Consider the following 25,528-nt stretch of genomic DNA (forward strand, 5'->3'; position numbering starts at 1 on the left):
GCTCGTGCTGCGTTAACCCTGCGTCGGTGGACGGGAGTTCGGTGTCTCCGTCCCAGTGTGGAGGCGACTGCCCGGGGAGTGGTGTACGGCGGAGGCCTGCGGTCGGCGTCTCGTGGGGTGCCGGGGAAATTTTGTATTCATCGGAGTATTGACCCGGGATTTGCTGCCCCGTTAGCGTCCCCGGCAAGCGCTTACTAGGGGCGGCTGTGAAGCAGTGACACGGGAGTTGTGATGCAGAGATCACGGTGGATCGGTGCGGGGTTCCTCGCATCGGCACTGATCCTCACCAGCTGTACATCAGGTCCCGCGGGAGCGGACGTCGAGCAGGACTCCAAGGCGAAGCTCGAGCTGTGGACCCGGACGACACCGGGCGGGCCGGGGGAGAAGGGCACGCTCGCCCTGGCCGCCGCCTTCGAGAAGTCCACCGGCCTCAAGGTCGAAGTGACGGCCATCTTCGACGACTTCGAGACCAAGCTCCAGCAGCGGGCCGCGCAGAAGGACCTCCCCGACATCGTCATGAACGACGTGACGCAGCTCGGCGCCCTGCACGGACAGGGCCTGCTCCGTGAGATCGACCTGGACAAGATCAAGAACAGCGGGCAGGTGACCGCCCAGGGTCTGGACTCCGGGAAGAGCCTGGACGGCAAGCAGTTCAGCCTGCCGTACTCGGCGCAGGCCACGGGGCTGCTCATCCGCAAGGACTGGCGCAAGAAGCTGAAGCTCGAAGTCCCCGAGAACTGGGACGACTTCGCGAAGATGGCGCAGGCCTTCACCACCGAGGACCCGGACGGCGACGGCAAGAAGAACACCTTCGGACTCGCCGCCCCGCTCTCCACCAAGCGCGGCTACGCCTCCTGGTACTTCTCCAACTTCCTCTGGGCCGCGGGCGGAGACTTCATCACCGGGGCCGGGGACGGCAAGTACAAGCCGGCCATGACCACGAAGCAGTCGGTCGAGGCCGTGCGGTGGTTCCGCGACCTCGGCTGCAAGGACAAGGCCATCCAGCCCGGCGCGGTCACCATGGACACCCCGCCCACGAACGAGACGTTCGAGGCGGGCCGCACCGGCATGTTCGCCGTCGGCCCCTATCTGCTGCCCCGTTTCGACGAGGTGCTCGGCAAGGACAAGTACGAGGTCGTGCCGATGCCCAAGGGCCCGAAGGACGCGACCGTGCTCGCCGAGGGCGGCTCCCTCTATCTGATGGCGGGCTCCGCGAACCGGGCCGGCCAGGATGCCTTCGCCGACTTCGCCGTCTCCGCCGACGGCCAGCGAACCGGGATGCGGGGAGACACCGGCTTCACCGTCCAACTGCCCGTCAACAAGACGGTCGACATCTCCAAGGTCCGCCCGGACCCCCGCTGGCAGACCTACGACGACATCTACCGCTCCTCGGGGAGGTACGCCCCCTCCATCCCGAACTGGACCGCGGTGCGCCAGACCACTGCCGAGACCATCAACGCCCTGATGGCCGACTGCGACCTGAACACCGACAAGGAGCTGCGCGACCTCGACAAGCAGCTCGCCGGCCTCCTCGAGGAACAGGGAATCTCCGCGCCATGAGCCTCGACCAGGTCAAACGCGCCCCGCTCCGCGCACGGGGGAGCACCGGCGCGGCGGGAGGTCCGGACGGCGGGGCCGCCGCGGACCGACGCGGACGCAACCGCCGGGCGGGCCGGTGGTGGACGCCCTGGCTGTTCCTCGCCCCGGCGCTGCTGCTCTTCCTGTACTTCAAGTTCATCCCCATGGCCAACGCGCTGACCATGTCCTTCCAGGAGGTTCAGCCCTACCTCGGAAACCGGTGGGTCGGCACCGAGAACTACGCCACCGTGCTCGGCTCCGACGGCTTCCGCGAGGCCGCCTGGCACACCGTCGTCCTCGCCGCCGGACAGACGGCGGGCTCGATGCTCCTGGGTCTCGCGCTCGCGCTGATGATGGAAGGGCAAGGCCGCCGCCTGGGGATCGTGCGCTCCGCGGCGTTCCTGCCGGTCGTGGTGCCGATCGCCGTCGTCGCCGAACTGTGGCGGATCATGTACCACCCGACCGACGAGGGCATGCTCAACTCGGTGCTCGGCCTGGTGGGGTTCGGCCCTTCGGGGTTCATCAACGACCCCGACTCCTCGCTCGTGTCCATCATGCTCACCGGCATCTGGCGGGGCGCCCCCTACGACATGATGATCTTCCTCGCCGGGCTCGCGAGCGTGGACCGCGGTCTGTACGAGGCCGCCAAGGTCGACGGCGCCTCCAGGCTCCAGCGCGTGTGGCACGTGACGGTGCCCGGACTGCGCTCGGTGTTCTCGATCCTGTTCATCCTCGCCGCCATCCGCGGCCTGCGCGTGTTCACCGAGGTCTTCCTGCTGACCAACGGCGGCCCCGACGGCTCCACCGAGGTCGTCATGACCCTCATCTACAAGCTCGGCCTCGAACAGAACCGGCTCGGCGTCGGAGCGGCGGGAGCCGTCCTGCTGTTCATCACGACGCTGATCCTGACGGTCGTCGTCCACCTCGTGCGCCGCAGGGAGAGCAAATGAACGCGCCCACCGAGACCGCCCTGGGCCTGACCGAGAGCAGGAGCACGGGCGGGCGGATCCTGCGGGCCACCACGTACCTCGTGGTCCTGATCCTCTTCGCGGGGCCGCTCCTCGCCCTGCTGGTCGGCGCCTTCAGCAGGGTCAAGGACCCCACGCAGCTGAGCGTCATCCCCACGGGCGCCACCCTGGACAACTTCAGGATCGCCTTCGACCAGGGCGTGCTCGGGTACCTCCTCAATTCGTTCTTCGTGGTCGGCTTCGGCCTGCTGCTCCAGGTGGCCGTCTCCGTCCTGGCCGGCTACGCGCTGGCCCGGAAGGTCTTCCCCGGAATGACGCTGGCCCTCGTGGCGATCCTGGCCACGCTGATGCTCCCCGAGGAGATCCTGGCGCTCCCGCTCTCCCTGATCCTCGCCGATCTGCCGGTCGTCCACTTCAACCTCATCGGCACCCTCGCGGGAATGATCGTCCCGCTGGGCGCCTGGGGATTCTCCATCCTGGTGATGACCGAGTTCATGAAGGACGTGCCCAAGGAACTCGAAGAGGCCGCCCGCATCGACGGCGCCGGTGACCTGCGCATCTTCGCCCAGATCATCCTGCCGATGTGCAAGCCCGCGCTCGGGGTCATCGGAGTCTTCGGCTTCACGATGATCTGGGACCAGTACCTGCTGCCCCTCCTCGTCGCCACCGACTCCTCCTCCTACACCCTGCCGTTGGCGCTGCGCACCCTGCGCATCGACCCCCACGTCACCCCCGGAGTGGTCCTCGCGTCCGCGCTCCTCGCCCTGCTCCCCTCCGTGATCGTCTTCCTCTTCTTCCAACGCTCCTTCGTGCACGGCCTTTCCTCCGGCGCCCTGAAGGGCTGACCGCGCCTGCCGTGCCGCACCACCCCGTACCGACGACAAGGAGCGACACCTCCGTGACCCCGGAAACCACCTGGTTCACCACCGCCCGGTTCGGCATGTTCGTCCACTGGGGGCTGTACTCCCTGGCCGCCCGGCACGAATGGGTCAAGAACCGGGAGAAGCAGTCCGACGAGCAGTACCAGGTCTACTTCGACCACTTCGACCCCGACCGCTACGACCCGGGCCAGTGGGCGAGGACGGCCAAGGCGGCCGGCATGCGGTACGTCGTGCTCACCACCAAGCACCACGACGGCTTCTGCCTGTGGGACAGCGCCCTCACCGACTACAAGGTCACCAACACCCCGTACGGCCGCGACCTCGTCGCGCCGTTCGTCGAGGCGTGCCGCGCCGAGGGGCTCAAGGTCGGCTTCTACTACTCGCTGATCGACTGGCACCACCCGTCCTTCCCCGTGGACGGCACCCACCCGCAGCGCGACGACGAGGAGTTCAAGGCCGCCACCGCCGACCGCGACATCCGCGACTACCGGCGCTATCTGCACGGCCAGGTACGCGAGTTGCTGACGGACTTCGGACAGGTCGACTACCTCTTCTTCGACTTCTCGTACGCGGGCCGCCACTGGTGGGGCGGCAAGGGCGCCGACGACTGGGACGCGCCGAAGCTCCTCGAGCTGATCCGGGAGCTCCAGCCGCACGTCCTCGTCAACGACAGGACGGGCCTGCCCGGCGACTTCGTCACCCCCGAGCAGTACCAGCCCGCAGGACCGATGACCAAGGACGGGCGGCCCGTTGTCTGGGAGGCGTGCCAGACGCTCAACGGCAGCTGGGGCTACGACCGCGACAACCTCGACCACAAGAGCGCCGACCTGCTGATCCGCATGCTCGTCGACGGCGTGTCCAAGGGCGGCAACCTGCTGCTCAACGTCGGCCCCACCGGCCGCGGCGACCTCGACCCGCGTGCCGTCGCCGTACTCGGCGATCTCGGCCGGTGGACGGACCTGCACGAGCGGTCGGTCCGCGGCTGCGGCCCCTCCCCGTACACCGCCCCCGCCGACTGCCGCTACACGCAGCGCGGCGACCGGCTCTACGTCCACCTGTTCTCCTGGCCGCTGCGCCACCTGCACCTGCCGGGCCTCGCGGGCCGGGTGCGCTACGCCCAACTGCTCAACGACGCGTCCGAGATCACCCGGATCGAGATCGCCCCCGGCGAGCCCGCGCTCAACACCGAGATGGGCGGGCAGCCCGCGGGGACCCTCACCCTCCAACTCCCCGTCCAGCGGCCGGACACCCCCGTGCCCGTCATCGAGCTGTTCCTGGACACCTACCAGGACACGCGCCTGGACACCCCCGCCGTCGGCTGAAACCGCGGCCGCATCCGCCCTCACCGTCAGACCTGCCACACCCGCCAACACCCCCATGGAGGCACCATGCAACGCCGCACCTTCCTCACCGGCACGGCCTTAGGAGCAGCCCTGGCCGCCGTGCCGCTCGCCACCCTGCGCACCGCGGACGCAGCCGAGACCGGCGCGTCCGCAACGGTCGGTTCCCTGAACGACCTGCAGAAGGCGATCAACAGCGCGGCGCCCGGTGCCCGGATCGTCCTGGCCGACGGCACCTACACCGTCCCGTCCGGCGGCTCCATCAACGTCTCGGGGAAGAACGGCACGCAGGACGCCCCCATCACCATCACCTCCGCGTCCCGTGGCGGCGCGGTGCTCCGCGGCGAGCGCGGCTTCGTCTTCAGCGACTCCAGCAACATCACGGTCACCGGCTTCGCGTTCCGCCAGAGCACCACCCTGGAGATACCGGCCAGCTGCTCGCGCATCCGGCTGACCCGCAACGACTTCCAACTCGCCGACATCGAGGGCCTGCACTGGGTGATGGTGCGCGCCGACGACAGCAAGGTCGACCGCAACCACTTCCACGGCAAGACCACCCTCGGCGTCTTCCTCTGCGTCGAGGGCGCGGGCAGCACCGCCATGGCCCAGCGCGTGCACATCCTCCGGAACTACTTCTCCGACCACAGCTTCTCCGGAGCCAACGGAGGGGAGCCGATCCGCCTCGGCGTCAGCCCCCGGGCACTGTCCGGCGCCCGCGCCGTCGTGGAGTACAACCTCTTCGAGCGCTGCGACGGAGACCCCGAGGCCATTTCGGTGAAGTCCTCCGACAACACCGTGCGGTACAACACGATCCGCGACAGCCTCGGCGGCATCGTCCTGCGCCACGGCAACCGCACCCGGGTCGAGAGCAACTACCTGCTCGGCGGCAAGGAAGGCGTGCGCCTGTACGGAAACGACCATCTGGTGGTCAACAACTTCATGGCGGGCCTGTCCGGGCGGGCACTGGTGGTCGGCAGCGGCAGCACCCGCGACCACCACTCCGGCGAGACGGCCGACGAGCGGCGGGGCAACGACGCGTGCGACCGCGCGGTGATCGTGCACAACACCCTGGTCGGCAACGCCGACACGCTCTCGGGCGAGACCCGGGACTACGAACCCCAGAAGGTGGTCATCGCCGACAACCTGCTGGTGGGCGACTCCGGCAGCCTGGTCGCCATGGGCAAGACCACCGGCTTCACCTGGCGAAGCAACATCCTGTGGGGCGCGGCGGCCAACGGCAACATCCCCGCGGGCGGCTACACGCGGGTCGACCCGCTCCTGCGGAAGGAGTCCGACGGGGTGTCCCGGCTGTCGGCGGGCAGCCCCGCGATCGGCAAGGCGACGCTGGACAGCCCGGCCGTGGCCGACGACATCGACGGCCACCCGCGCGGCACCGCACGGGACATCGGCGCCGACGAGTACGCCACGACGGCACCGCTCCGCCGTCCCCTCACGGCAGCGGACGTGGGCCCGAACGCGTCCTGACGGGGCGGGCGCGGTCGGATCACAGACGGCCGCGCCCGCCGGGCTCGTGGAACACGAGGGCGCAACGTGCTGACCATCCGTCAGCAGGCCTCCACAGTCGCATGGATGAACACAACTGTCGCCCCACGCGTATCTAGAGCCGAACATGTCCCCGGCTTCGGTCGGTGGTCGATACGGCATCCGCACAGGAGGCGACGAGTTGAGGCACAAGCGAATACCCAAGCGAAAGGCCGTTCTGGCCGGGGCCGCGGTGATGGGCATGGTCGCCACGGGCGTCCTGCTGCAGCAGGCCAACGCTTCGCAGTCCGGGACGGAGAACGCCTCGCAGTCCCCTGCCGAGAAGCTCAGCGCGGCATCGGCGACGCAGGTGGCCGAAGGGCTGGCCTCACAGCTCGGTGATGCCTACGGCGGTGCGTACTACGACGAGGACAAGCAGCAGCTCGTCGTCAACGTCGTGGGCAACGACAACGACGTGAACGTCGAGGTGAGGAGAGCTGGAGCGGTGGCGCGCAGCGTCGACAACAGCACCGGTGAACTGGGCACCGCGACAAAGACGTTGGCCGAGCGGGCGACCATGGCCGGTACCGCGTGGGCCACGGACCCCAAGACCAACCAGATCGTGGTCACGGCGGACCGCACGGTCACCGGTGAACGCTGGGACAAGCTTGAGGCGACCGTCGAGTCGCTCGGCGCGGGCATGGCCCGCATCCAGAAGTCCACGGGAGAGTTCAAGCCCTTCGCCGCGGGCGGAGACGCCATCTTCGGCGGCGGCGCACGCTGCTCGCTCGGCTTCAACGTGACGACCGAGGACGGCAGCCCCGGCTTCCTCACCGCCGGGCACTGCGGGGTGGCCGCCGAGAGCTGGTCGGACGCCCAGGACGGCGCGGCCATCGGCACGGTCCAGGCCGCGACGTTCCCGGGGGAGGGCGACTTCGCGCTGGTCACCTACGACGACCCGGCCACCGAGGCGCCCAGCGCGGTCAACACGGGCGACGGCCAGACCGTGGAGATCGCGCAGGTCGCCGAGGCGGCCGTCGGCCTCGAGGTGTCCCGCATGGGCAGCACCACCGGCCTCCAGGACGGCACGGTCACCGGCCTCAACGCCACGGTCAACTACCCGGAGGGCACCGTCACCGGCCTCATCCAGACCGACGTCTGTGCCGAACCGGGGGACAGCGGAGGCTCGCTGTTCACCGCCGACGGGAGCGCGATCGGCCTCACCTCGGGCGGCAGCGGTGACTGCACCGCGGGAGGCGAGACGTTCTTCCAGCCCGTGACCACCGCACTGGCAGCGGTCGGCGCCGAGATCGGCGCCGGCGGCAACTGAACGGTCGCGTAGCAGAAGCACCCCCAGAGTCCCCTGGGGTTGACCGGCCGGCGGCGGCCGACCGGCCAACCCCAGGGGGCACCGCTCACCGCTCCACCGATCGAGAAGACGGCCCCCGGAGCGGCACGGCCGACGGGGCGGCCGGGCTCAGTCGACCGGCTTGCCGGGCTGGTCGTGCGTGGAGCAGTGGATGCCGCCGCCACCGGAGGCGATGGTGTCGATCCGGACCGGCACGATGTCGCGCTTGGGGAAGCGTTCGCGCAGGATGCTCCTGGCGCGGTCGTCGGCCTTGCGGTCGCCGAACCTGGGCATGAACACGGAGTCGTTGGCGACGTAGAAATTGGCGTACGTCGACACGAAGTCGTCGCCCTCGCCGGTGATCCTTTCCAGGTCGGGCTGCGGCAGATCGATGATCTCGAAGGACCGGCCCCTGGCGTCCGTCGCCTCGCTGAGCACGGCCCTGGCCTGGTCGGCCGCGCGCGACCAGGAGTCGGCGGGCGTCCCGGGGAAGGCCTGGTCCAGGAGCACCACACCCGGCGCGGTGAAGCGCACCAGACTGTCCACGTGCGCGTCGGTGATGTCCTCGCCGCGCACGCCGGCCAGCCAGATCACCTTCTCCACGCCCAGGGTCCGCTTGAGCTCGGCCTCGATCCGGGCCCGGCTCTTCCCGCGGTTGCGGTTGTCGTTGACGATCGAGCTCTCGGTGATGAGGAGCGTCCCCTCGCCGTCGGTCTCGACGGAGCCGCCCTCGGAGACGAAAGGGGCCTTCCTGCGGGGGATGTCGTACTCCGCCAGGAGGGTGCGGCCCACCCGGCCGTCGTGCGTGTGCTCCTGCTTGTCGCCCCACCCGTTGAAGTTCAGGTCGACGCCGACGACCTCGCCGTCCTGCTCGACGAACACCGGCACGGTCTCGCGGGCCCACAGGTCGTCGACGGCCAGCGGGACGACCTCGACGTCGCGTCCGCAGGCCTTCTGCGCGGCGGCCTGCTGGTCGGGCCTCGCCATCATCACGACGTACTCGTACTCCGCGATGGCGCGGGCGACGCGGGCGATGTCCTCGCGCACGTACCGGAGGTCCCCCTCCCACACCGACTCCAGGGCCGGCCACGACATGAAGGTGCGCGCGTGGCTCTCCCACTCGGCACCCATACGCAGATCCTTGGCCGCCGTGTCCTCGTCACCGTCGGCGATCGCGGCGCCCGCGGGCTCGTCACCGGTCCCGCACGCCGACGCGGATGCTCCGAGGACCGCGGTGCCGATGCCGGCGAGGGCGCGGAGGGCCGAGCGGCGGGAGGGACGCGAGGAGCGGCGGGGGAGGAGGGGGGACACGGTGAACTCCGATCATCGTGATGGGGATCAAGCTATCCATCGGCAGGGCGGGGCGCGCGACGAGCGCGCCGCACCGCGGTCCTGCCGAAGCCGCTCGACACCTCGACTCTGACACGGACTGAAAATTCAGTCAAAGAGGGGAGTGTTTCTGGTGCGGATACGGCACCCGGCGGTACGGCGCTCCGTCCGGTCGCCCGAGATCACCGGGCCGCGAACGGCCCGATAGGGTTCGGATCCATGGCGTCTCGCACTACTCAGATCCTCGAAGCGGCCGCACGGCTCATCGCCCGTCGCGGTGTCCGCGGCCTGCGTGTCGAAGAGCTCGCCGCCGAGGCGGGCGTATCGACCGGGTTGATCTACTACCACTTCAAGGACCGCACCGGGATCCTGCGCCACACGCTCGAGTTCATCAACGACCGCGCCGAGCGCTACACCACCGGGCGCGCACCGGACGCCGCACCGCTCGCTCCGCGTGCGGAACTGGAGGAGACCCTCCTCCTGGAGCTTCAGGACACCCCGGTGGTCAGGGAGAACAGCTCCGCCTGGGGTGAGCTGCGGGCGAGCGCCGTCTTCGACGAGGTGCTGCGGGAGGATCTCGCCAGGGCGACCCTGGTGTGGGTGCAGGAGGTGGCGGCCCTCCTCGGGCAGGTCACGCCGACGACCCCGGCGCCCGCCCTCGCTGCGGCGGGCGAGCGGCTGACCGCCCTGCTGGAAGGGCTCAGCATGCGCTGGCTCAGCGGCGGGCTGCAGATCGACCACGCGCGTGACCTGATGCGCGGCGCCGTCGACGCCGAGCTGGCGCTGCTGCGGGAGAAGTAGCGCCGACGGCCGCGGAGGCCCTCATCCATAAACTGAAAAGTAAGTCAGGTGGGCGGCCTCCGCGGGCACGGCTCAGGCCATGCTCTGGGCGCCGTCCATGGACTCACGGATGATGTCCGCGTGGCCGGAGTGCTGTGCGGTCTCGGTGACGATGTGCATCAGCACCTGGCGGGCCGACCATCGCGCACCGGGCTCGGACCACGGGGACTTCGGAAGCGGCCACGTGACGTTCAAGTCGGGCAAGGTGGCGACCAGTTCGTCGGCCCGACGGGCCACTTCCTCGTAGAAGGCCAGTACGCCCGCCAGCGTCTCGCCCGGCAGCAGTCGGAACTCGTCGCTCCTGTTGGCCCAGTCGGCCTCGGTCATGGCGGTGAAGTCGCCCATCGCCGAAGGGCCGTTGAGGATGAAGTCCACCCAGCTCTGCTCGACCTCGGCGACGTGCTTGATCAGGCCGCCGAGGCACAGCTCGCTGGCGGTGGTGCGCAGGGCTGCCTGCTCGTCGGTGAGGTCGCGGGTGGTGAAGCGCAGGAAGTGCCGGTGCTTGGCCAGCGTGTCCAGCCATTCGGCGCGCTCACCGGTGACGGCGATGTCCTGTGAGGGGCTTTGGGGGGTGCGTTCGTCTGTAGTCATGGCCTCCGCCTTCCGTGTTCCTGTCCCACCGGTCGAGGACCACGCTATGGGTCATATAGGCCAGATGCCGTCCTAGATGGAGAGGAGGGGGTCGATCGCAGGGAGGGTCAACTGTCGCCCGTCGCCCACCGGGTGAGGGCGGCGTAACGTCGGATGCTGCCGCCGGACGGCGGCATCGCCGGCCCTCCGTGAGGATGCTCGCGAGCCCCTGCCGGGCATCTGCCGCATCTCCCGTATCTTCTGCATCTCTTGTGATCCCTATGCGAAAGGCGCCTCCCATGACGACGCAGAACGCGAGCAGCCGACCCGAGCAGTGCCCGCCCGCTGCCGACCTCACCGTCGCTGTCCTGGGCACGGGAATCATGGGTGCCGCGATGGCCCGCAACATCGCCCGGTCCGGACACACCGTCCGCGCCTGGAACCGCTCCCGCGACAAGGCCGAACCCCTCGCCGCCGACGGCGTTCGGGTCTGCGGCACCCCCGCCGAGGCCGTCACGGGCGCCGATGCCGTGCTGACCATGCTGTACGACGGCCCGGCCGCCCTCGACGTCATGCGGCAGGCCGCCGAGGCGCTGCGGCCGGGCGCGGCCTGGGTGCAGTCGACCACCGCCGGGATCGAGGCGATCGGCGGCCTGGCCGAGTTCGCCCGTGAGCACCGGCTGGTCTTCTTCGACGCCCCGGTGCTGGGCACCCGGGAGCCCGCCGAGGCCGGGCAGTTGGTCGTGCTCGCCGCCGGGCCCGGCGAGCACCGCCCCGCCGTGACCCCCGTTCTGGACGCGGTCGGCGCCCGCACCGTGTGGACCGGCGAGGACGGGGCGGCCGGCAGCGCCACCCGGCTCAAGCTCGTGGCCAACAGCTGGGTCATCGCCACCACCAACGCGGCCGGCGAGGTCCTCGCCCTGGCGCAGGCCCTCGGCGTGGACCCGCAGAGCTTCTTCGACACCATCGCGGGCGGCGGCCTCGACATGCCGTACCTGCGCGCCAAGGCCGGACTCGTCCTGAACGACCAGTTGTCCCCTGCGCAGTTCGCCGTGAACACGGCGGTCAAGGATGCCCGCCTCATCGTCGAAGCAGGGCGGCGGCACGGCGTCCGCCTGGACGTCGCCGCCGCGAGCGCGGACCGCCTGGCGCGCGCCGCCGAGGCCGGACACGGTGACGAGGACATGGCCGCTGCCTACTTCGCCAGCTTCGACGACCCGCCCACGTCCTGAAGCGTCCTGAAGCGTCCTGAAGTCCCGACTCGGTGAAGCCGCGGAGGAGGAAGACCCGGAAGCCGCGCCCCTTCTTGTCGCACCCGTTGCCTGGGTGACCCCATGGGTTCTACGCTCACCCGGTCCGTATGGCGAACGTTGTTCACATCCGTGACTCGCTCATGACTCATCCATGATTCGTCCGCGACTGGAGTGTGTGTGATGCGCGCAAGATCCCGGGTGCGGTTCGGCGCCTTGCTCACCGCGGCGGCAGCCCTCGCCTCCGTCCTGATGCCGGCCACGAACGCCGCCGCACGCGAAGCCGCCCCGCGAACCGCCGTGCTCGACGGCAAGCGGCTTCAGCTGACCAAGCTCCGCCTGGATCGCGGCGACCCCCAACTGAAGCGTTCCATACGGGACTTGACGGCCCGTGCCGACGCCTGGATCGACAAGGGGCCCTGGACGGTCGTCGACAAGCCGAAGCCCGCGCCCGGCGGCGACGTGCACGACTATCTGAGCCAGGCCCCCTACTGGTGGCCCACCCAGGCCCCCACCGCCGACAACCCATGGGGCTGCCCCTACGAACAGCGCGACGGGCAGCGCAACCCCGAGGTCGACACCGGGACCGACCGGCAGGACGTGGAGAAGGTCTTCGACTCGACGTACGACCTCACGCTCGCCTGGTACTACACGGGCAAGAAGCGGTACGCCGAGAAGGCCGCCTCCGTGCTGCGCACCTGGTTCCTCGATCCGGCCACCCGGATGAACCCGAACCTGGACCACGCGCAGTTCATCCCCTGCAAGTACGACGGCCGGGCCATCGGCATCATCGACTTCTCGCAGTCGTACACGAGCGTCGTGGACGCCATCGCGATCCTCGGCACGGGCGCACCCGGGTGGTCGAAGAGCGACCGCTCCGCCATGGCGAGGTGGAACAAGGACTTCCTCGGCTGGCTCGTCGACAGCGGCTTCGGCAAGCAGGAGCGCGCCGCGCAGAACAACCACGGCACGTTCTACGACCTACAGGTCGCCGCCCTCGCCCACGCCACGGGCGACACGGCCCTCGCCCGGCGCACCGTACTCGACGCCCGTGCCCGCCGCATCGACCCTCAGATCGCGGGCGACGGCAGTCAGCCGCAGGAGCTTGCCCGGACGCGGAGCTGGCACTACTCGACGTTCGACCTGGTCGCCTACACCCGGCTCGCCGCCATCGGCAGGAACGTGGGCGTGGACCTCTGGGCGCACCAGGGCCCCGACGGGCAGAGCCTGTTCAAGGCCGTCGGCTACCTGCTGCCCGCCGCCACGGGGGCGGCGAAGTGGCCGCACCCCGAGCTGGAGTTCCACCGGTTCGCGGCGAGCGACGTCGTCCACGCGGCGGCCGACGCCGGGGACGAGGCCGCGCGCAAGGCGGTCCCCAAGCTCCAGACGCCGCCCGGCGGCGACCTGTGGGCGCTGCGCCCCGCGGCCGAGCAGCTGGACTCGATCGCGGGCTGAGCCCTGCCCCCCCCGGGCATCCCGTCGGCAGGGGTTACGGGGGTTAGCCCTACCTCTACCTGGGCGGTCAGCAGGATCGCCCCAGACGATCACCTACGGAAATGCTGGGTCCGGCGAATACCGCTGGTTTTCCGATCAATCCGTAGGAGTCGGCTCGTGCGTGAGCAGGTATGGCAGAGGTTCAGTTCTCCCAGGCAGCAGGGCGGTCGGCGCAGAGCCGTGCAGGCCGCGGCGGCGGTGGTCGTCGGCGTCATGGCGGTGGGTGCCCTGTCGCCCACCGCGGCGTACGCCACCGCGAAGCGGGACACCGCCAAGCCGGACACCGTCCAGCAGGGCCTGAACTCACTGGTGCACTCCGACGGCGTGCCGGCCGCGCTGGCCGGTGTCCGGGACGGCGAGGGCCGTACCCGTTCCTACACCGCGGGAGTCGGTGATCTCGCCACCGGTTCGAAGGTGCCCAGGGACGGCCGGGTGCGGATCGGCAGCAACACCAAGACGTTCACCGCGGTGGTCGTGCTGCAACTGGTCGGCGAAGGCAAGATCGGCCTCGACGACTCGGTCGACACCTATCTGCCGGGCCTCGTCCGCGGGAAGGGCATCGACGGAAGCCGCATCACCGTCCGCCATCTCCTTCAGCAGACCAGCGGACTGCCCAACTACAGCAACTACCTCGGGGAAGAAGTCCGCTACTTCGCACCCCGTGAGCTCCTCGACATCGCACTCCGGCACGAGGCCGGGTTCGACCCCGGGGAGAAGTGGCAGTACAGCAACACGAACTACGTGCTGGCCGGTCTGATCGTCGAGGAGGTCACGCGCCACTCCCTCGCCGAGGAAATGGACCGGCGCATCATCAAGCGCATCGGACTGCGCCACACCTACTTCCCCGCCCCCGGCGACGCGACCATCCGAGGACCGCACCCCCACGGCTACTACCGGGACTCGGCCGACGCGCCGCTGCAGGACATCACGGAGATCGACCCCTCCTGGGGGTGGGCCGCGGGCCAGTTGGTCTCCACCAACTCCGACCTCAACCGGTTCTTCTCCGCGCTCCTGTCCGGCGACCTCCTGTCGCGGACCCAGCTCGCCCAGATGCGCGGCTCCACCCGCCCCGCCGCGGAGACCTTCGGAGCCGGGGCCCGCTACGGCCTGGGGATCGTGAGCAAGCCGCTTCCGTGCGGTGACGGCCTCTACTGGGGCCACGGCGGCAGCTTCCCGGGATACGAGACCCGGGGCGGAGCCACCGACGACGGCCGCGCCGCCAATGTCGCGGTGACCGAGCAGCTGAACGACGAGGCACGCAGGGAGCGTGTCGACAAGGTGGTGGTCGAGGCCCTGTGCCGCTGACCCAGGTTCTCCCGCGCTGCCTTTGACGGCTCATCAGCCACAACAGATGTGAGCGCGGGTGCACCGGTCCGGGTCGGCGGTCACTCCGTCGACCCGGACGCCGTGCAACTCGACCGTGACGCCGATCTTCGCGCTGCGCTTGCGGAGCGCGCGGGTTAATTTGTGCACGTTTGTACCGGCTTTCTGTCCTGCGCCCTGTAGGTCAGCAGAGGAGCCCTACAGCGTGTAGGGGGAACGGCGTGCGATGGCCAAGACCTTGAACGTTCCGCTCGTCGCCATGGACTACCGCGGCCCGACGCGGGCCGTGCGCACTCCGCGGCGCATCGGAGGTCACGGCTGGACGGCCGCTGTGGCGGTGGCTTTCACGCTGGCACAACTGGTGCTCGTCCGGCCCGGAATGGGTCTCGGCTGGGACGAGGCGGTGTACGTCAGCCAGGTCAGCGGCCACGCTCCCGCGGCGTTCTTCAGCGCACCCCGCTCCCGTGGGATCTCCCTGCTGGTCGCGCCGATCGCCTCGTGGTCGTCGTCCACCTCACTCCTGCGGATCTATCTCGCCCTGCTGTCCGGACTCGGCCTGTTCCTGGCGCTGCGCGTCTGGCGCGGGCTGTTCCCCGTACGGGTGGTGGCCCTCGCCGGCGCGCTGTTCGCGACGCTCTGGGTGACCGTGTTCTACGGCCCGGAGGTCATGCCCAACTACTGGGTCGCCATCGGCGCACTCGCGGGGGTCGGATGCTTCCTGCGCGCCCAGGTGGACCGCCGCGACCGGGCCGCGCTGTGGGGCGTGGGCGCGAGCGCGGCGCTGATGGCGTGGATGCGGCCCACCGACGCCGTCTGGGTGATCCTTCCGCTGCTCGTTCTGGTGGTGTGCTCCCGCCGGTGGCGTCGCCCGCGGCTGCTGGCGGCGCTGGTCGTGGGTCTGGGGACGGGCGCGGTCGCGTGGGTCGTCGAGGCGTACGCCAATTTCGGCGGTCTGGGCGCGCGCCTTGCCGATGCCTCCCGGATCCAGGGCGGCCTCGGCTGGAACATCGCCGTCCTCGACCAGTTGCGCAGCCTGCGCGGGCAGACCCTGTGCCGCCCGTGCACCGGCTCGGTTCCGGCGCCGGAGCTGATCGCGTGGTGGTTCGCCCTGCCGCTGCTCGCCGCCCTCGCGCTGGTCGTCGCGGTCAGGGCCCGCCGCACAGCGAGCACGCTGCTGCCGCTGGTCTGCGCCGCGACGGCGAGCGCCCCGTACCTGTTCATGATCGGTTACGCCGCGCCCCGCTTCCTGCTGCCGTTCTACGCACTGCTCGCCCTCCCGGTCGCCGACGCCCTCGTCCACCTGGTCACCGCCCCGCGCCCGTCGTGGCGGCCGGTGGCGCTGACGCTGGTCGCGCTCGGTCTCGCCGGGCATGTGGCCGTGCAGTACGCGGTGCTCGAGGACGCGGTGGGCCGCTCCACCGGCGCCCGCCAGGACTGGGCGCGCACGGCGGCCGAGCTCCACCGTCTCGGCGTACGGCCGCCGTGCGTGGTGACCGGGCAGGAGGCGCTGCCGATCGCCTTCTACGCCGGGTGCTCCTCGGCCCAGACGCAGGGGCACAACGCCAGCACCACCACGGCGGACCTTCTGCGGACCGCGGGGCGGACGCCGACGGCCGCCCTCGCCACGGCGAAGGACGGGCCGCCCGGCTACGCGCGCGACTGGCCGTCCCACCGGTTCGGCGACCTGCGCATCCATGTGGGCCCCGCGACGAAGGCGGCGGGCAGTCAGGGGTGACCCTGCCGGGCCCCGCCGCCGGGCGTCCGATTCCCACGGGGAACATGCGCACCCTTTTGGCACATATGAACGGTTTGCGCTTCGCGATGTCGGGTACCCCGGGAAGGGCGGAACGCGACGTTCCGCCCGATGCCCTCATTCGTCGTCCTGGAGAGTTCATGTCGGATCAGCGCAAGAGTTCGTTCGCGACCGTGAGCCCGTACACGGGGGAAACCCTCGAGGAGTTCCCGGTCATCGAGGGCGAAGAAGTCGACTCCGCGCTGGAAACCGCGGACCACGCGTTCCACGCATGGCGCAAGCGGCCGATCGAGGAACGCGCCGCCGTCGTCGCACGAGCGGCCGGACTGATGAAGGAACGCAAGGAAGAGCTGGCCCAGATCATCACCCTGGAGATGGGCAAACTCATCTCCGAGGCGCGCGGAGAGGTGGATCTCGCCGCGTCGATCCTGGAGTACTACGCCCGGCACGGGCCGGACTTCGCCGCCGCCGAACCGCTCGACGTCGAGGAGGGGGAGGCGCACCTCGTCAACGAACCCCTCGGTGTCCTGCTCGGCGTCATGCCGTGGAACTTCCCGCTCTACCAAGTGGTCCGGTTCGCCGGCCCCAACCTGGTCCTCGGCAACACCGTGCTGGTCAAGCACGCCGGTATCTGTCCGCAGTCCGCACGCGCCCTGGAGAAGCTCTTCCGCGACGCGCAGGCCCCCGAGGGCGTCTACACGAACCTGTTCGTGAGCCACGAGGAGATCTCACGCGTCATCGACAGCCCGGTGGTGCGCGGCGCCTCCCTGACCGGCAGCGAGGGCGCGGGCGCCAAGGTCGCCGAACGGGCCGGGCGGAACATGAAGCCCAGCCTCCTGGAGCTCGGCGGCAGCGACGTCTTCATCGTCCTCGACGGCGAGGGCCTCGAGCGCACGATCGGCGCCGCGGTGGCCGGCCGGATGGCGAACACCGGCCAGAGCTGCGTCGCCTCGAAGCGGTTCATCGTGCTCGACGACGTCTACGACGACTTCGTCGACGGCATGCGCCGCAGGTTCGAGGCGCTGGAGCCGGGCGACCCCGCCGACGAGGCGACCACCCTGGGCCCGCTCTCCTCCGAGCAGGCGGCAGCCGACCTGGCCGACCAGATCCGCGAGACGGTGGACCAGGGCGCGGAGCTGGTCACCGGCGGCCACCGCATCGACCGCCCGGGCGCCTTCGTCGAGCCGACGATCATCACCGGCGTCAAGCCGGGCATGCGCGCCTACGCCGAGGAGCTCTTCGGGCCGGCCGCGGTCATCTACCGCGTCGCCGACGAGGACGAGGCGATCGCCCTGGCCAACGACAGCCAGTACGGCCTCGGCGGCTCCGTGTTCTGCGCGGACGTGGAGCGGGGCCGCCGGGTGGCGGAGCGCGTGGAGACCGGCATGGTCTGGGTCAACCACCCCACCTCGACCCAGCCCGACCTGCCGTTCGGCGGCATCAAGCGCTCCGGATACGGGCGCGAGCTCTCCCGGCTCGGCATGCGGGAGTTCGTGAACCGCAAGCTCGTCAGGATTCTGCCGCCCGACGCGCAACTGCGCGGAATCGCCGGCTGAACCGTCCGGCCGCGTCCCGCACCTCGACAGCGGGACAAAAGATGCCCATACGAGTGTTTTGCGGCCGAGTGAACGGACAGCAGTCCTGACACGCAGCCCTCTGCACGCGACACCAGCAGTACCCAGCAGTACAAGGAGAGCCATCGTGACCGCAGTACCCGCCATCACCCTCAACAACGCAGTGCAGATCCCGCAGCTCGGCTTCGGCACCTTCCAGATCGAGCCGGAGGAGACCCGCGAGACGACGCTGGCCGCGCTGGAGGCCGGCTACCGGCACATCGACACGGCTCAGATGTACGGCAACGAGAAGGAGGTCGGCCAGGCGGTCCGCGACTCCGGCATCGACCGCGCCGACATCTTCGTGACCAGCAAGCTCAACAACGGCGCCCATGCGCACGACGACGCCCTCAAGGCGTTCGACGGCACCATGGACGACCTGGGCCTCGACTACCTGGACCTCTTCCTCATCCACTGGCCGCTGCCCGGCAAGGGCGACTTCGTGGAGACCTGGAAGGCCCTGGAGGAGATCTACCGCTCCGGCCGCGCCAAGGCCATCGGAGTCTCCAACTTCCAGCCCCACCACCTGCGCCGGCTGCTGCAGGACAGCGACGTGGTGCCCGCGGTCAACCAGATCGAGGTGCACCCCTACCTCACCCAGGACGACGTCAGGGCCTTCGGCGCCGAGCACGAGATCGCCACCGAGGCCTGGTCGCCCATCGCGCAGGGCAAGGTGCTCGACGACCCCACCATCAGCCGCATCGCGCAGCGGGTGGGCAAGACGCCCGCACAGGTGACGCTGCGCTGGCACATCCAGCGCGGAGACATCATCTTCCCCAAGTCGGTGACCCAGAAGCGCATCGAGGAGAACTTCGACCTCTTCGACTTCGAGCTCAGCGAGGGCGACATCGGTGAGATCTCCGCCCTGAACCGCGACGAGCGGACCGGACCCGACCCGGAGCGCTTCAACGGCTGAGGGAACCCCGTGAGAAGGCGCCTGGCGTGCGGGAGAACACGTCAGGCGCCTTTCTGCCCCTGCTCATCTGCCCCTGCTCACTTCGGGCAGTACTCCGCCTCGATGACCGCCTGGCTGTCGCCCGCCCAGTCGCCGTTGAAGTTGAAGGCGAGCGCGTGCTTGCCGTCCGGCGTGGTCACGGCCTGGGACGCCGACCCCTGGATGTTGCCGCCGTGGCCCCAGACCGAAGCACCGCAGGACGGCTCGAACTTCATCAGGCCGAGCCCATAACCCGTGATCAGGCCGGCCCCGGCGACGGGGACGGTGGTCTTCATCTCCTTGAGCTGCTCCGCGGGCAGCAGCTTGCCTCCCAGCAGGGCCGAGTAGAAGCGGTTCAGGTCACCGGAGTCGGAGATCATCGCGCCCGCCGAGCCCGCGGCCGACGGATTGAGCTCGGTGACGTCGTGGGTCGGCCCGTTCGGCCGCGGCGCCAGGGAGAGCTTGGAGTACGCACGCGAACTCGGCTCCGGCAGCGAGGAGTTCGTGCGGGGGACGGAGGTGGCGTACAGGCCGAGCGGGCTGACGATGCGCCGCTTGATCTCGTCCTCGTACGGGCGGCCCGAGACCTTCTCGATGATCATTCCGGCCAGTGTGTAGTTGGTGTTCGAGTAGCTCCAGCCCGCGCCCGGGGCGAAGAGCGGCTCGTGACGCAGGGCGATGTCGACCAACTGCCGGGGCGTGTAGGTGTCGTAGCGGTGCTCCAGGAACTTCTCGGTGAAGCCCTTCTCCAGGAACTCCGGGTCAGCGGTGTAGCCGAAGATCCCGCTGGTGTGGTTGAGCAGCTGCCGCACCGAAATCAGGCGGCCGTCGTTGCCGTTGCCCCGCACCACGCCGGGCAGCCACGTGTCGACCTTGTCGTCGAGGTCGAGGCTGCCCTCCGCCTCCAACTGGAGCAGCACGGTCGCCACGAACGTCTTGGTCATACTGCCGATCCGGTAGCGGTCGACCGCCGAGCGCGGCGCACCCGTCCTGAGGTCGCCGACGCCCGACGTGCCCGCCCAGACCGAGTAGCCCTCCTTGGCCTGCCCGGCGACTCCGGGCACCCCGGCCTGCACTGCGGCGTCCATGGCCTCCTGGGTCCGGGGATGTCCCACGCCGTTGTCGGCGGCCGCGGGTGAGATGAATGATGCGGCGGTCAAGGCCGCCGCTGCCACCAGTCCCACCGCACCGATCCGTGCTGTCCGCACTGCCATTGCTTCCCCTCTCGGTCGTTGCGATCAGAGGCAATGGCCGTACCGCGGCGCGGTGTTCGCCCGTTCCTCCGACCGGTGATGCCCGGAAGCTAGGGCGGCCGGCCGGGACGCCGCTTCGTGGCGGGCGACAACACGGCACGCGGCGCTCGTCGGGGGCGACGAAGGGGAGGCACGCGCCCGGGTGCGGGCGGACCGCCTCATCCAGCCTTGAGGATCATCCCGTCTTGGGGAAGGCCTGTTCGGTCCAGATGGTCTTGCCGGAGCGGGTGTAGCGCGTTCCCCACCGCTGGACGAGCTGCGCGACGATGAACAGGCCGCGCCCGCCTTCGTCGTCCTCGCCGCTGTGGCGCAGGTGCGGCGAGGTGTGGCCCCTGTCGGCGACCTCGCACAGGAGGGTGCGGTCACGGATCAGGCGTACCTGGATCGGTCCCTCCGCGTACCTGACCGCGTTGGTCACCAGTTCGCTGACGACGAGCTCGGTCGCGAACGACAGCTCTTCGAGGCCCCATTGGCGCAGCTGCCCGGTGGCCAGCTCCCGGGCGCGGCCCGCGGCGACCGGTTCCGCGGGCAGCTCCCACTCGGTGACCCGCGCCGTGTCGAGCTCGCGGGTACGGACCAGGAGCAGGGCGGTGTCGTCGGCCGTCGGGCCGCCGGGCAGGAGCTCCGACACGGCCCGGTCGCACAGGTCTTCGAGTGACGCGCCGCGGTCGCCGAGTACGCGTCCCAGGGTGTCGAGTCCGTGATCGATGTCGCGGTCGCGGGCCTCGACCAGGCCGTCGGTGAACAGAGCGAGCAGGCTGCCCACCGGCAGCTCGATCTCCATCGACTCGAACGGCAGGCCGCCCAGGCCCAGGGGCGGCCCGGCCGGCAGTTCCGGGAAGGACGGCCGCCCGTCCGGGGCGACGACCGCCGGCGGCAGGTGCCCGGCCCTGGCCATGACGCAGCGCCGCGAGACCGGGTCGTAGACCGCGTAGAGACAGGTCGCCCCGGTGGTCACATCGGCGTAGACGCCGTCGGGCGTGCCCAGCTCGCTGCGCTGCTCCTCCGCCGACTGCGCCACCAGGTCGTCGAGCCGCGAAAGGAGCTCGACGGGGTCCATGTCCATCTGGGCGAACGCGCGCACGGTGGTCCGCAGCCGCCCCATGGTGGCGGCTGCCTGAAGGCCGTGGCCGACCACGTCCCCGACCACGAGTCCGACCCGGGTACCGGACAGCGGGATGACGTCGAACCAGTCGCCGCCGACCCCGGTCACGTCGTCCGTGGGCAGGTAGCGGTAGGCCACGTCGACCGCCGACTGCTCCGGCACATGTTGCGGCAGCAACTGGCGCTGAAGGGCCAGGGACGCTGTGCGCTCGCGGGTGAAGCGGCGGGCGTTGTCGATGGAGACGGCCGTCCGGGCGACCAGTTCGTCGGCCAGCGCCACTTCGCCGCTGTCGAAGGTGGCCGAACCGGTGCCGCGGACGAAGGTGACAAGGCCCAGCGTGTTGTTCCCGGCCCGCAGCGGCACGACCAGGGTCGTCTCGTCGAGCACGAGCCCGCCCGAGGAGAGGCTGCGATGCTGTGGCGAACCGGACGGGTACTCCACGGGCACGCGGTCCGCGGGGGAGCGGGGCCGTTGCCCCGGATTCTCCCGGCCGGCGTCCTGAGCCGAGCAGCAGCCCGCGACCCGGACCAGCGACATCGCCGCCGAGCCGCTGGTGGCCGGTACCTCGCCCTCCAGGACCGCCCTGGCGAGGTCGACCGTCACCGTGGCGGCGAACTCCGGCACCGCCACCTCGGTGATCTTCTCGGCGGTGACCAGCACATCGAGGGCGGTCCCGATCCCGCGGCCCGCCTCGACGAGCAGGGCGAGGCGCTGCTGGGCCTTGTAGCGGTCGGTGATGTCGAACGCGTCCTCGCACACGCCGAAGACGTGGCCGTCGGGGTCCTGGAGCCGGTAGTAGGCGCAGGACCAGAGGTGGTCCGTCGTCGGGTCGCTGGGCGGCCGGCCCTTGAAGTGCAGGTCAAGAAACGGCTCTCCGGTCTTCAGGACGTGATGCATGACCGCGTCGAGCGTGGGCGGATGCCCCTTGGACACGAACACACCGTCGGAGTACAGCTCATCGGCCCGAAGCCCGCGGAACTCCGCGAACGGTCGCCCGATCTCCCGTTCGTACGCCGTGTTGCACCAGGTCAGACGCAGGTCCGTGTCGTAGATGGCGAGGCCGACGGGAGACTGGGTGGTCAGTCCGTGCAGCAGCGCGAGCCGGGACTCCCACTGCCGCAGATCCTTCAGCTCCGTCGCGACGAGGACGCGCCCCGCCTCGCCGTCGCCCGGCAGGGGGCACACCGCGGTGGCCACGATCAGCTCGTGCCCGTCCCGGTGCCGGGCGACGCGGATCTCGTTCCCCTGTGACCGGGGGTGGAGAGGGGGCACAGCGGGAGTGGGGCCGGGCGAAAGGAACGTGGAAACGGGCCGGCCGACGATCTCCCGCGGCCGGTAACCGAGCAGCCGCTGTGCCGCGGGGCTCCATCCGATCACCGTGTCCTGGGCGTCGACGACCGCCGTGGCTGCCCTGGTGACGTCGAGGGGCCCACGGAAGTCGGCACTCTGCTCCGCGTTCGATGCCGTCATGGCGCCACACCAGCCCCGTTCATCCCCTACAGAATCCGCCGTCCCGGGGGCGGGCACAACCGCGGCACGCCCACCCACCGGAAGTCTCGTGTCGCCGCGGCGCGAGCGGAACGCACGCGCCCGGGGAAAGCCCAGGTCGTCGTCCGCGGGTGACCGGCGGCTCTCACGTGGCCGGGCATCATACTCCGCCGCCCGATGGCCGAAGTTGGCCCCTGTGAGGCCACGGCCCCTGACCGGCATGTTTGCATGTGTCCATGATCATTAACGCACAGCAAACAACCCGGCCGCACACGTACGTGGACCGCATCCTGGAACGCTGGGACACGGACGAGAACGTCGAGGCGCTCGTCCAGGGCGCGCAGCGGCTGACCCGCGGAGAGGCTCGGCGGCGTCTGTTCCAAATGGGGCACGCACTGCGCCGTCAGGGGCTCGCGCCGGGCGACGGAGTAGGACTTTTCCTGGCCAACCGTGTGGACTCCGTCCTGGTGCAGCTCGCGGTCCATCTCATCGGCTGCCGCGTCGTGTTCCTGCCGCCTGAACCGGGCCCCGGCGAGCTCGCCGCACTGGTCGAGCAGTCCCGGGCACGCGCCGTGGTCACCGACCCGCTCTTCGCCCAGCGGGCCGCCGACGCGGCCGCCCGCAGCGTCCACGCCCCCGAGCTGCTCAGCCTGGGGCCCTGCGAGCAGGAGTGCGCGGACCTGCTGGCCCTGGCCGCCGATTGCCCGGCGGTGCGACCCGACGGCGTACCCGCCCCGGGGCCGGACGAGGCCGTCACCGTCCTCTACACGGGCGGCACCCTGGGCCGCCCCAAGCTCGCCGCCCACAGCCACCGGCTCTACAACGTGCTGGTGGACCAGGCGGAGGACGCCCCGCGCGACTCCCGCCACCCGGGCTTCTTCCCGGTCATGGACCCGGGCACGGACCGGGTGCTCGTCGCCACGCTGCTCACCCACGGCAGCGGCCACCTCACCTCGCTCCAGGCGCTGGTGACCGGGTCCGCCCTCGTCGTGCTGCCCGAGTTCGAAGCGGGGGCGGCCCTCGCGGCACTGCGCGAGGAGCGGATCACCGCCACCATGTTCGTACCGCCCATGCTGTACGCGCTGCTCGACCACCCGGAGTGCGTGCCGGGCGCCTTCCCCGCGCTGCGGCGGATCGTCGTCGGCGGCGCGGCCTCCTCGCCCAGCCGCCTGCAGCAGACGGTCGAGGTCTTCGGGCCGGTGCTCAGCCAGGGCTACGGACAGTCGGAGGCGCTCGGCATCGCCGCGTTCGGTGCCGACGACCTCGCCTCGGAGGGCGCCCGGCGCCCCGAGCTCTGGCGCAGCTGCGGTCGCGCGATATCCGACACCGAGATCGAGATCCGAGGTGAGAACGGCACGGCGGCGCTGCCCGTCCGGCAGGTCGGCGAGGTGTGTGTCCGGGGCGAGACGGTGATGCTCGGCTACTACGAGGACCCGGAGCGCACCGCGGTGGCGCTGGAGGACGGCTGGCTGCGGACCGGGGACATGGGCTATCTGGACGCCGACGGATACCTGTATCTCGTCGACCGGGCCAAGGACATCATCGTCACCGGCAGCACCAGCGACAACGTCTACTCCCGCGTCCTGGAGGACTTCCTGCTCACGCTGCCCGGCGTGCGCAACGCGGCGGCGCTCGGCGTACCGGACGAGGAGTACGGGGAGGCCGTGCAGATCTTCCTGGCCACGGCCGAAGGCACCGACGTCGACCCGGACGCGGTCGGCGCGGCGGTGACCGCAGAGCTGGGCGAGCTGTACACGCCCCGGAAGACGGTGCTGCTCGATCAGCTGCCGACGACGAAGGTCGGCAAGGTGGACAAGAAGGCGCTGCGCGCCGCCTGGACGGGCCCGGCTCTCGTCACGCGCTAGACGGGCATCCGAGGGCAGCGGTGTCGGATCGGACGGACGGCGAAGGCTGCCTGGAAGTACCGGGACGTGTGAGGTGAAGCACAGCGACCGCGCGTGAGCCCGAAACGGGCAGAAGACGGGCGCGCGGGCACGGTGAAACGGGCACGGCCGCCCGCTGTGCGCTCCACGGCCGGACACGCAGTGTGGTGCGTTAATTACTCCGGAGTCAGTTTTCGCGGAAGCGAACTGCGCGGATCGATGCCAGGTGGCGGAGTCGGCAGACATTCGCGGCGGCATACGGAAGGGCGCGTTCACCACACCCGGTGACGCGCCCTTTGTGCGCGTGGAGAAGGGCTGTTCCGCCTCCGCCTGCCACATAAAGAGAGCCTGGTGCGGGCTACACGCACTCCGATACTGTTGGGTCAGCGCGAGGCCACAGGTATCGCGTTTGTTCCGACCATGCACCCCCGTCCGCAGGCCGATCAGGTCCTCTCGGAGTGCCCGCTTCCTTGGTCCTCCGTATAGGTCCCGGCAACCGCATGGGGTTTTACGTAAAGGAGGGATAAGAATCAGTGGGCCGTGACGCGGGTGTCGCCACTTTCCGGCGCGCTGCCTCGGCTGCCATGTGAAGACCAGAAGGGCTTTTCCGCTGCCCGAACGCGAGTCGCTGTTCCTCTGAACGGCTTATGTCGTTCTCCCGCTCCCGGCCGATGGTTCGCGAACTCGGAGCGTCGCGAAATTCGATCCCGGCCGGCGCCTTGCGGGGGCCTGTCCTTACCGGCCCCATCGCCCCTGTTTCCCGCTACCCCTGCCTACGCCCAGGCCCAAGGCCCGCCGTGGGGGGCACCGCCCTGAGCTCCCGCAACGCGGGAGCCGCTTCGGCATGCCCGGTCGACGCGTTGGTTTCCGCCCTCTGTGCATTCAGTGTTTCACGGTGGTCGTGCGCGAGGCCGGATTCTTAACGGAACCCGTATGGCCAGATCGTGACGGTCGAATGGCGGGTTGTTGATGAACGGACTGTGTCGCTATTCCGTCGTCCCCGGGTGCGAGCCGCCGCTGCGCGATGGGGTAAAAGTCGCTGCACGATAGGGCAGGAGCTGCCCGGAGGCAGGGCAAGAGGCGGGTCCGCCGCTCT

General features: G+C 70.2%; 18 protein-coding genes. 14 read left to right on the forward strand and 4 right to left on the reverse strand.

Annotation, left to right across the window (positions count from 1 at the left end):
* Positions 1-231: 231 nt before the first annotated feature.
* The 6 genes from ACIGXX_RS03045 to ACIGXX_RS03070 all read left to right on the forward strand — a co-directional run bounded on the left by ACIGXX_RS03045 (position 232) and on the right by ACIGXX_RS03070 (position 7,579).
* Positions 232-1,560 carry a sugar ABC transporter substrate-binding protein gene (locus tag ACIGXX_RS03045; protein ID WP_361463858.1) on the forward strand — a complete coding sequence of 443 codons (1,329 nt, stop codon included), beginning with the start codon at positions 232-234 and terminating at the stop codon, positions 1,558-1,560.
* A complete protein-coding gene (locus ACIGXX_RS03050) occupies positions 1,557-2,528 on the forward strand; it encodes a sugar ABC transporter permease (RefSeq protein WP_351156545.1) in 972 nt (323 codons plus the stop codon). Before ACIGXX_RS03045 ends, ACIGXX_RS03050 begins: the two co-directional genes overlap by 4 nt.
* Positions 2,525-3,391, forward strand: a complete 867-nt coding sequence (locus ACIGXX_RS03055; RefSeq protein WP_351156543.1) for a carbohydrate ABC transporter permease — start codon at positions 2,525-2,527, stop codon at positions 3,389-3,391. Before ACIGXX_RS03050 ends, ACIGXX_RS03055 begins: the two co-directional genes overlap by 4 nt.
* Positions 3,392-3,444: 53 nt before the next feature.
* Positions 3,445-4,749, forward strand: coding sequence for an alpha-L-fucosidase (locus tag ACIGXX_RS03060; RefSeq protein WP_366464219.1), 1,305 nt, complete (start codon positions 3,445-3,447; stop codon positions 4,747-4,749).
* A 66-nt stretch (positions 4,750-4,815) separates the two neighbouring features.
* The gene (locus ACIGXX_RS03065; RefSeq protein WP_399972140.1) at positions 4,816-6,252 is read left to right on the forward strand and encodes a chondroitinase-B domain-containing protein; all 1,437 of its coding nucleotides are present in this window, start codon (positions 4,816-4,818) and stop codon (positions 6,250-6,252) included.
* Between the two features lie 145 nt (positions 6,253-6,397).
* Positions 6,398-7,579, forward strand: a complete 1,182-nt coding sequence (locus ACIGXX_RS03070) for a S1 family peptidase (RefSeq protein ID WP_399972143.1) — start codon at positions 6,398-6,400, stop codon at positions 7,577-7,579.
* Positions 7,580-7,726: 147 nt separating this feature from the next.
* Here the strand turns inward: ACIGXX_RS03070 and ACIGXX_RS03075 are convergent, their stop codons facing one another.
* Positions 7,727-8,908, reverse strand: coding sequence for an agmatine/peptidylarginine deiminase (locus ACIGXX_RS03075; protein WP_399972146.1), 1,182 nt, complete (start codon positions 8,906-8,908; stop codon positions 7,727-7,729).
* A gap of 237 nt (positions 8,909-9,145) precedes the next feature.
* On the opposite strand from ACIGXX_RS03075, the gene ACIGXX_RS03080 reads away from it, so the two are divergent.
* Positions 9,146-9,727: a helix-turn-helix domain-containing protein gene (locus ACIGXX_RS03080; RefSeq protein WP_366464223.1), complete on the forward strand. Its 582-nt coding sequence runs from the start codon at positions 9,146-9,148 to the stop codon at positions 9,725-9,727.
* 72 nt (positions 9,728-9,799) lie between these two features.
* On the opposite strand, the gene ACIGXX_RS03085 is transcribed toward ACIGXX_RS03080, so the two are convergent.
* On the reverse strand, positions 9,800-10,357 hold the full coding sequence (locus ACIGXX_RS03085; RefSeq protein ID WP_399972150.1) for a DinB family protein: 558 nt from the start codon (positions 10,355-10,357) through the stop codon (positions 9,800-9,802).
* Between the two features lie 278 nt (positions 10,358-10,635).
* Here ACIGXX_RS03085 and ACIGXX_RS03090 point away from each other — a divergent pair, with 278 nt between their 5' ends.
* The 6 genes from ACIGXX_RS03090 to ACIGXX_RS03115 all read left to right on the forward strand — a co-directional run bounded on the left by ACIGXX_RS03090 (position 10,636) and on the right by ACIGXX_RS03115 (position 18,685).
* Entirely contained in the window at positions 10,636-11,568 is a 933-nt protein-coding gene (locus tag ACIGXX_RS03090) for an NAD(P)-dependent oxidoreductase (RefSeq protein ID WP_399972153.1), read from the forward strand.
* A 201-nt stretch (positions 11,569-11,769) separates the two neighbouring features.
* Positions 11,770-13,041, forward strand: coding sequence for an alginate lyase family protein (locus ACIGXX_RS03095; protein ID WP_399972156.1), 1,272 nt, complete (start codon positions 11,770-11,772; stop codon positions 13,039-13,041).
* Between the two features lie 156 nt (positions 13,042-13,197).
* A complete protein-coding gene (locus tag ACIGXX_RS03100; protein ID WP_383817061.1) occupies positions 13,198-14,385 on the forward strand; it encodes a serine hydrolase domain-containing protein in 1,188 nt (395 codons plus the stop codon).
* A 244-nt stretch (positions 14,386-14,629) separates the two neighbouring features.
* A complete protein-coding gene (locus ACIGXX_RS03105; protein WP_399972161.1) occupies positions 14,630-16,138 on the forward strand; it encodes a hypothetical protein in 1,509 nt (502 codons plus the stop codon).
* A 158-nt stretch (positions 16,139-16,296) separates the two neighbouring features.
* Entirely contained in the window at positions 16,297-17,712 is a 1,416-nt protein-coding gene (locus ACIGXX_RS03110) for an NAD-dependent succinate-semialdehyde dehydrogenase (protein ID WP_399972164.1), read from the forward strand.
* Positions 17,713-17,857: 145 nt separating this feature from the next.
* Positions 17,858-18,685, forward strand: coding sequence for an aldo/keto reductase (locus tag ACIGXX_RS03115; RefSeq protein ID WP_399972167.1), 828 nt, complete (start codon positions 17,858-17,860; stop codon positions 18,683-18,685).
* Positions 18,686-18,762: 77 nt separating this feature from the next.
* Here ACIGXX_RS03115 and ACIGXX_RS03120 read toward each other — a convergent pair whose 3' ends face one another.
* On the reverse strand, positions 18,763-19,917 hold the full coding sequence (locus tag ACIGXX_RS03120) for a serine hydrolase domain-containing protein (RefSeq protein WP_399972170.1): 1,155 nt from the start codon (positions 19,915-19,917) through the stop codon (positions 18,763-18,765).
* 214 nt (positions 19,918-20,131) lie between these two features.
* Complete coding sequence (locus tag ACIGXX_RS03125) at positions 20,132-22,531, reverse strand: SpoIIE family protein phosphatase (RefSeq protein WP_399972173.1); 2,400 nt, start codon at positions 22,529-22,531, stop codon at positions 20,132-20,134.
* 254 nt (positions 22,532-22,785) lie between these two features.
* Here ACIGXX_RS03125 and ACIGXX_RS03130 point away from each other — a divergent pair, with 254 nt between their 5' ends.
* Positions 22,786-24,414 (forward strand): AMP-binding protein, encoded by a 1,629-nt coding sequence (locus ACIGXX_RS03130; protein WP_366464231.1) that lies wholly within the window; start codon positions 22,786-22,788, stop codon positions 24,412-24,414.
* The last annotated feature ends 1,114 nt before the right edge of the window (positions 24,415-25,528 follow it).

Source organism: Streptomyces sp. NPDC055243 (assembly GCF_044544025.1).
Lineage (GTDB): Bacteria > Actinomycetota > Actinomycetes > Streptomycetales > Streptomycetaceae > Streptomyces.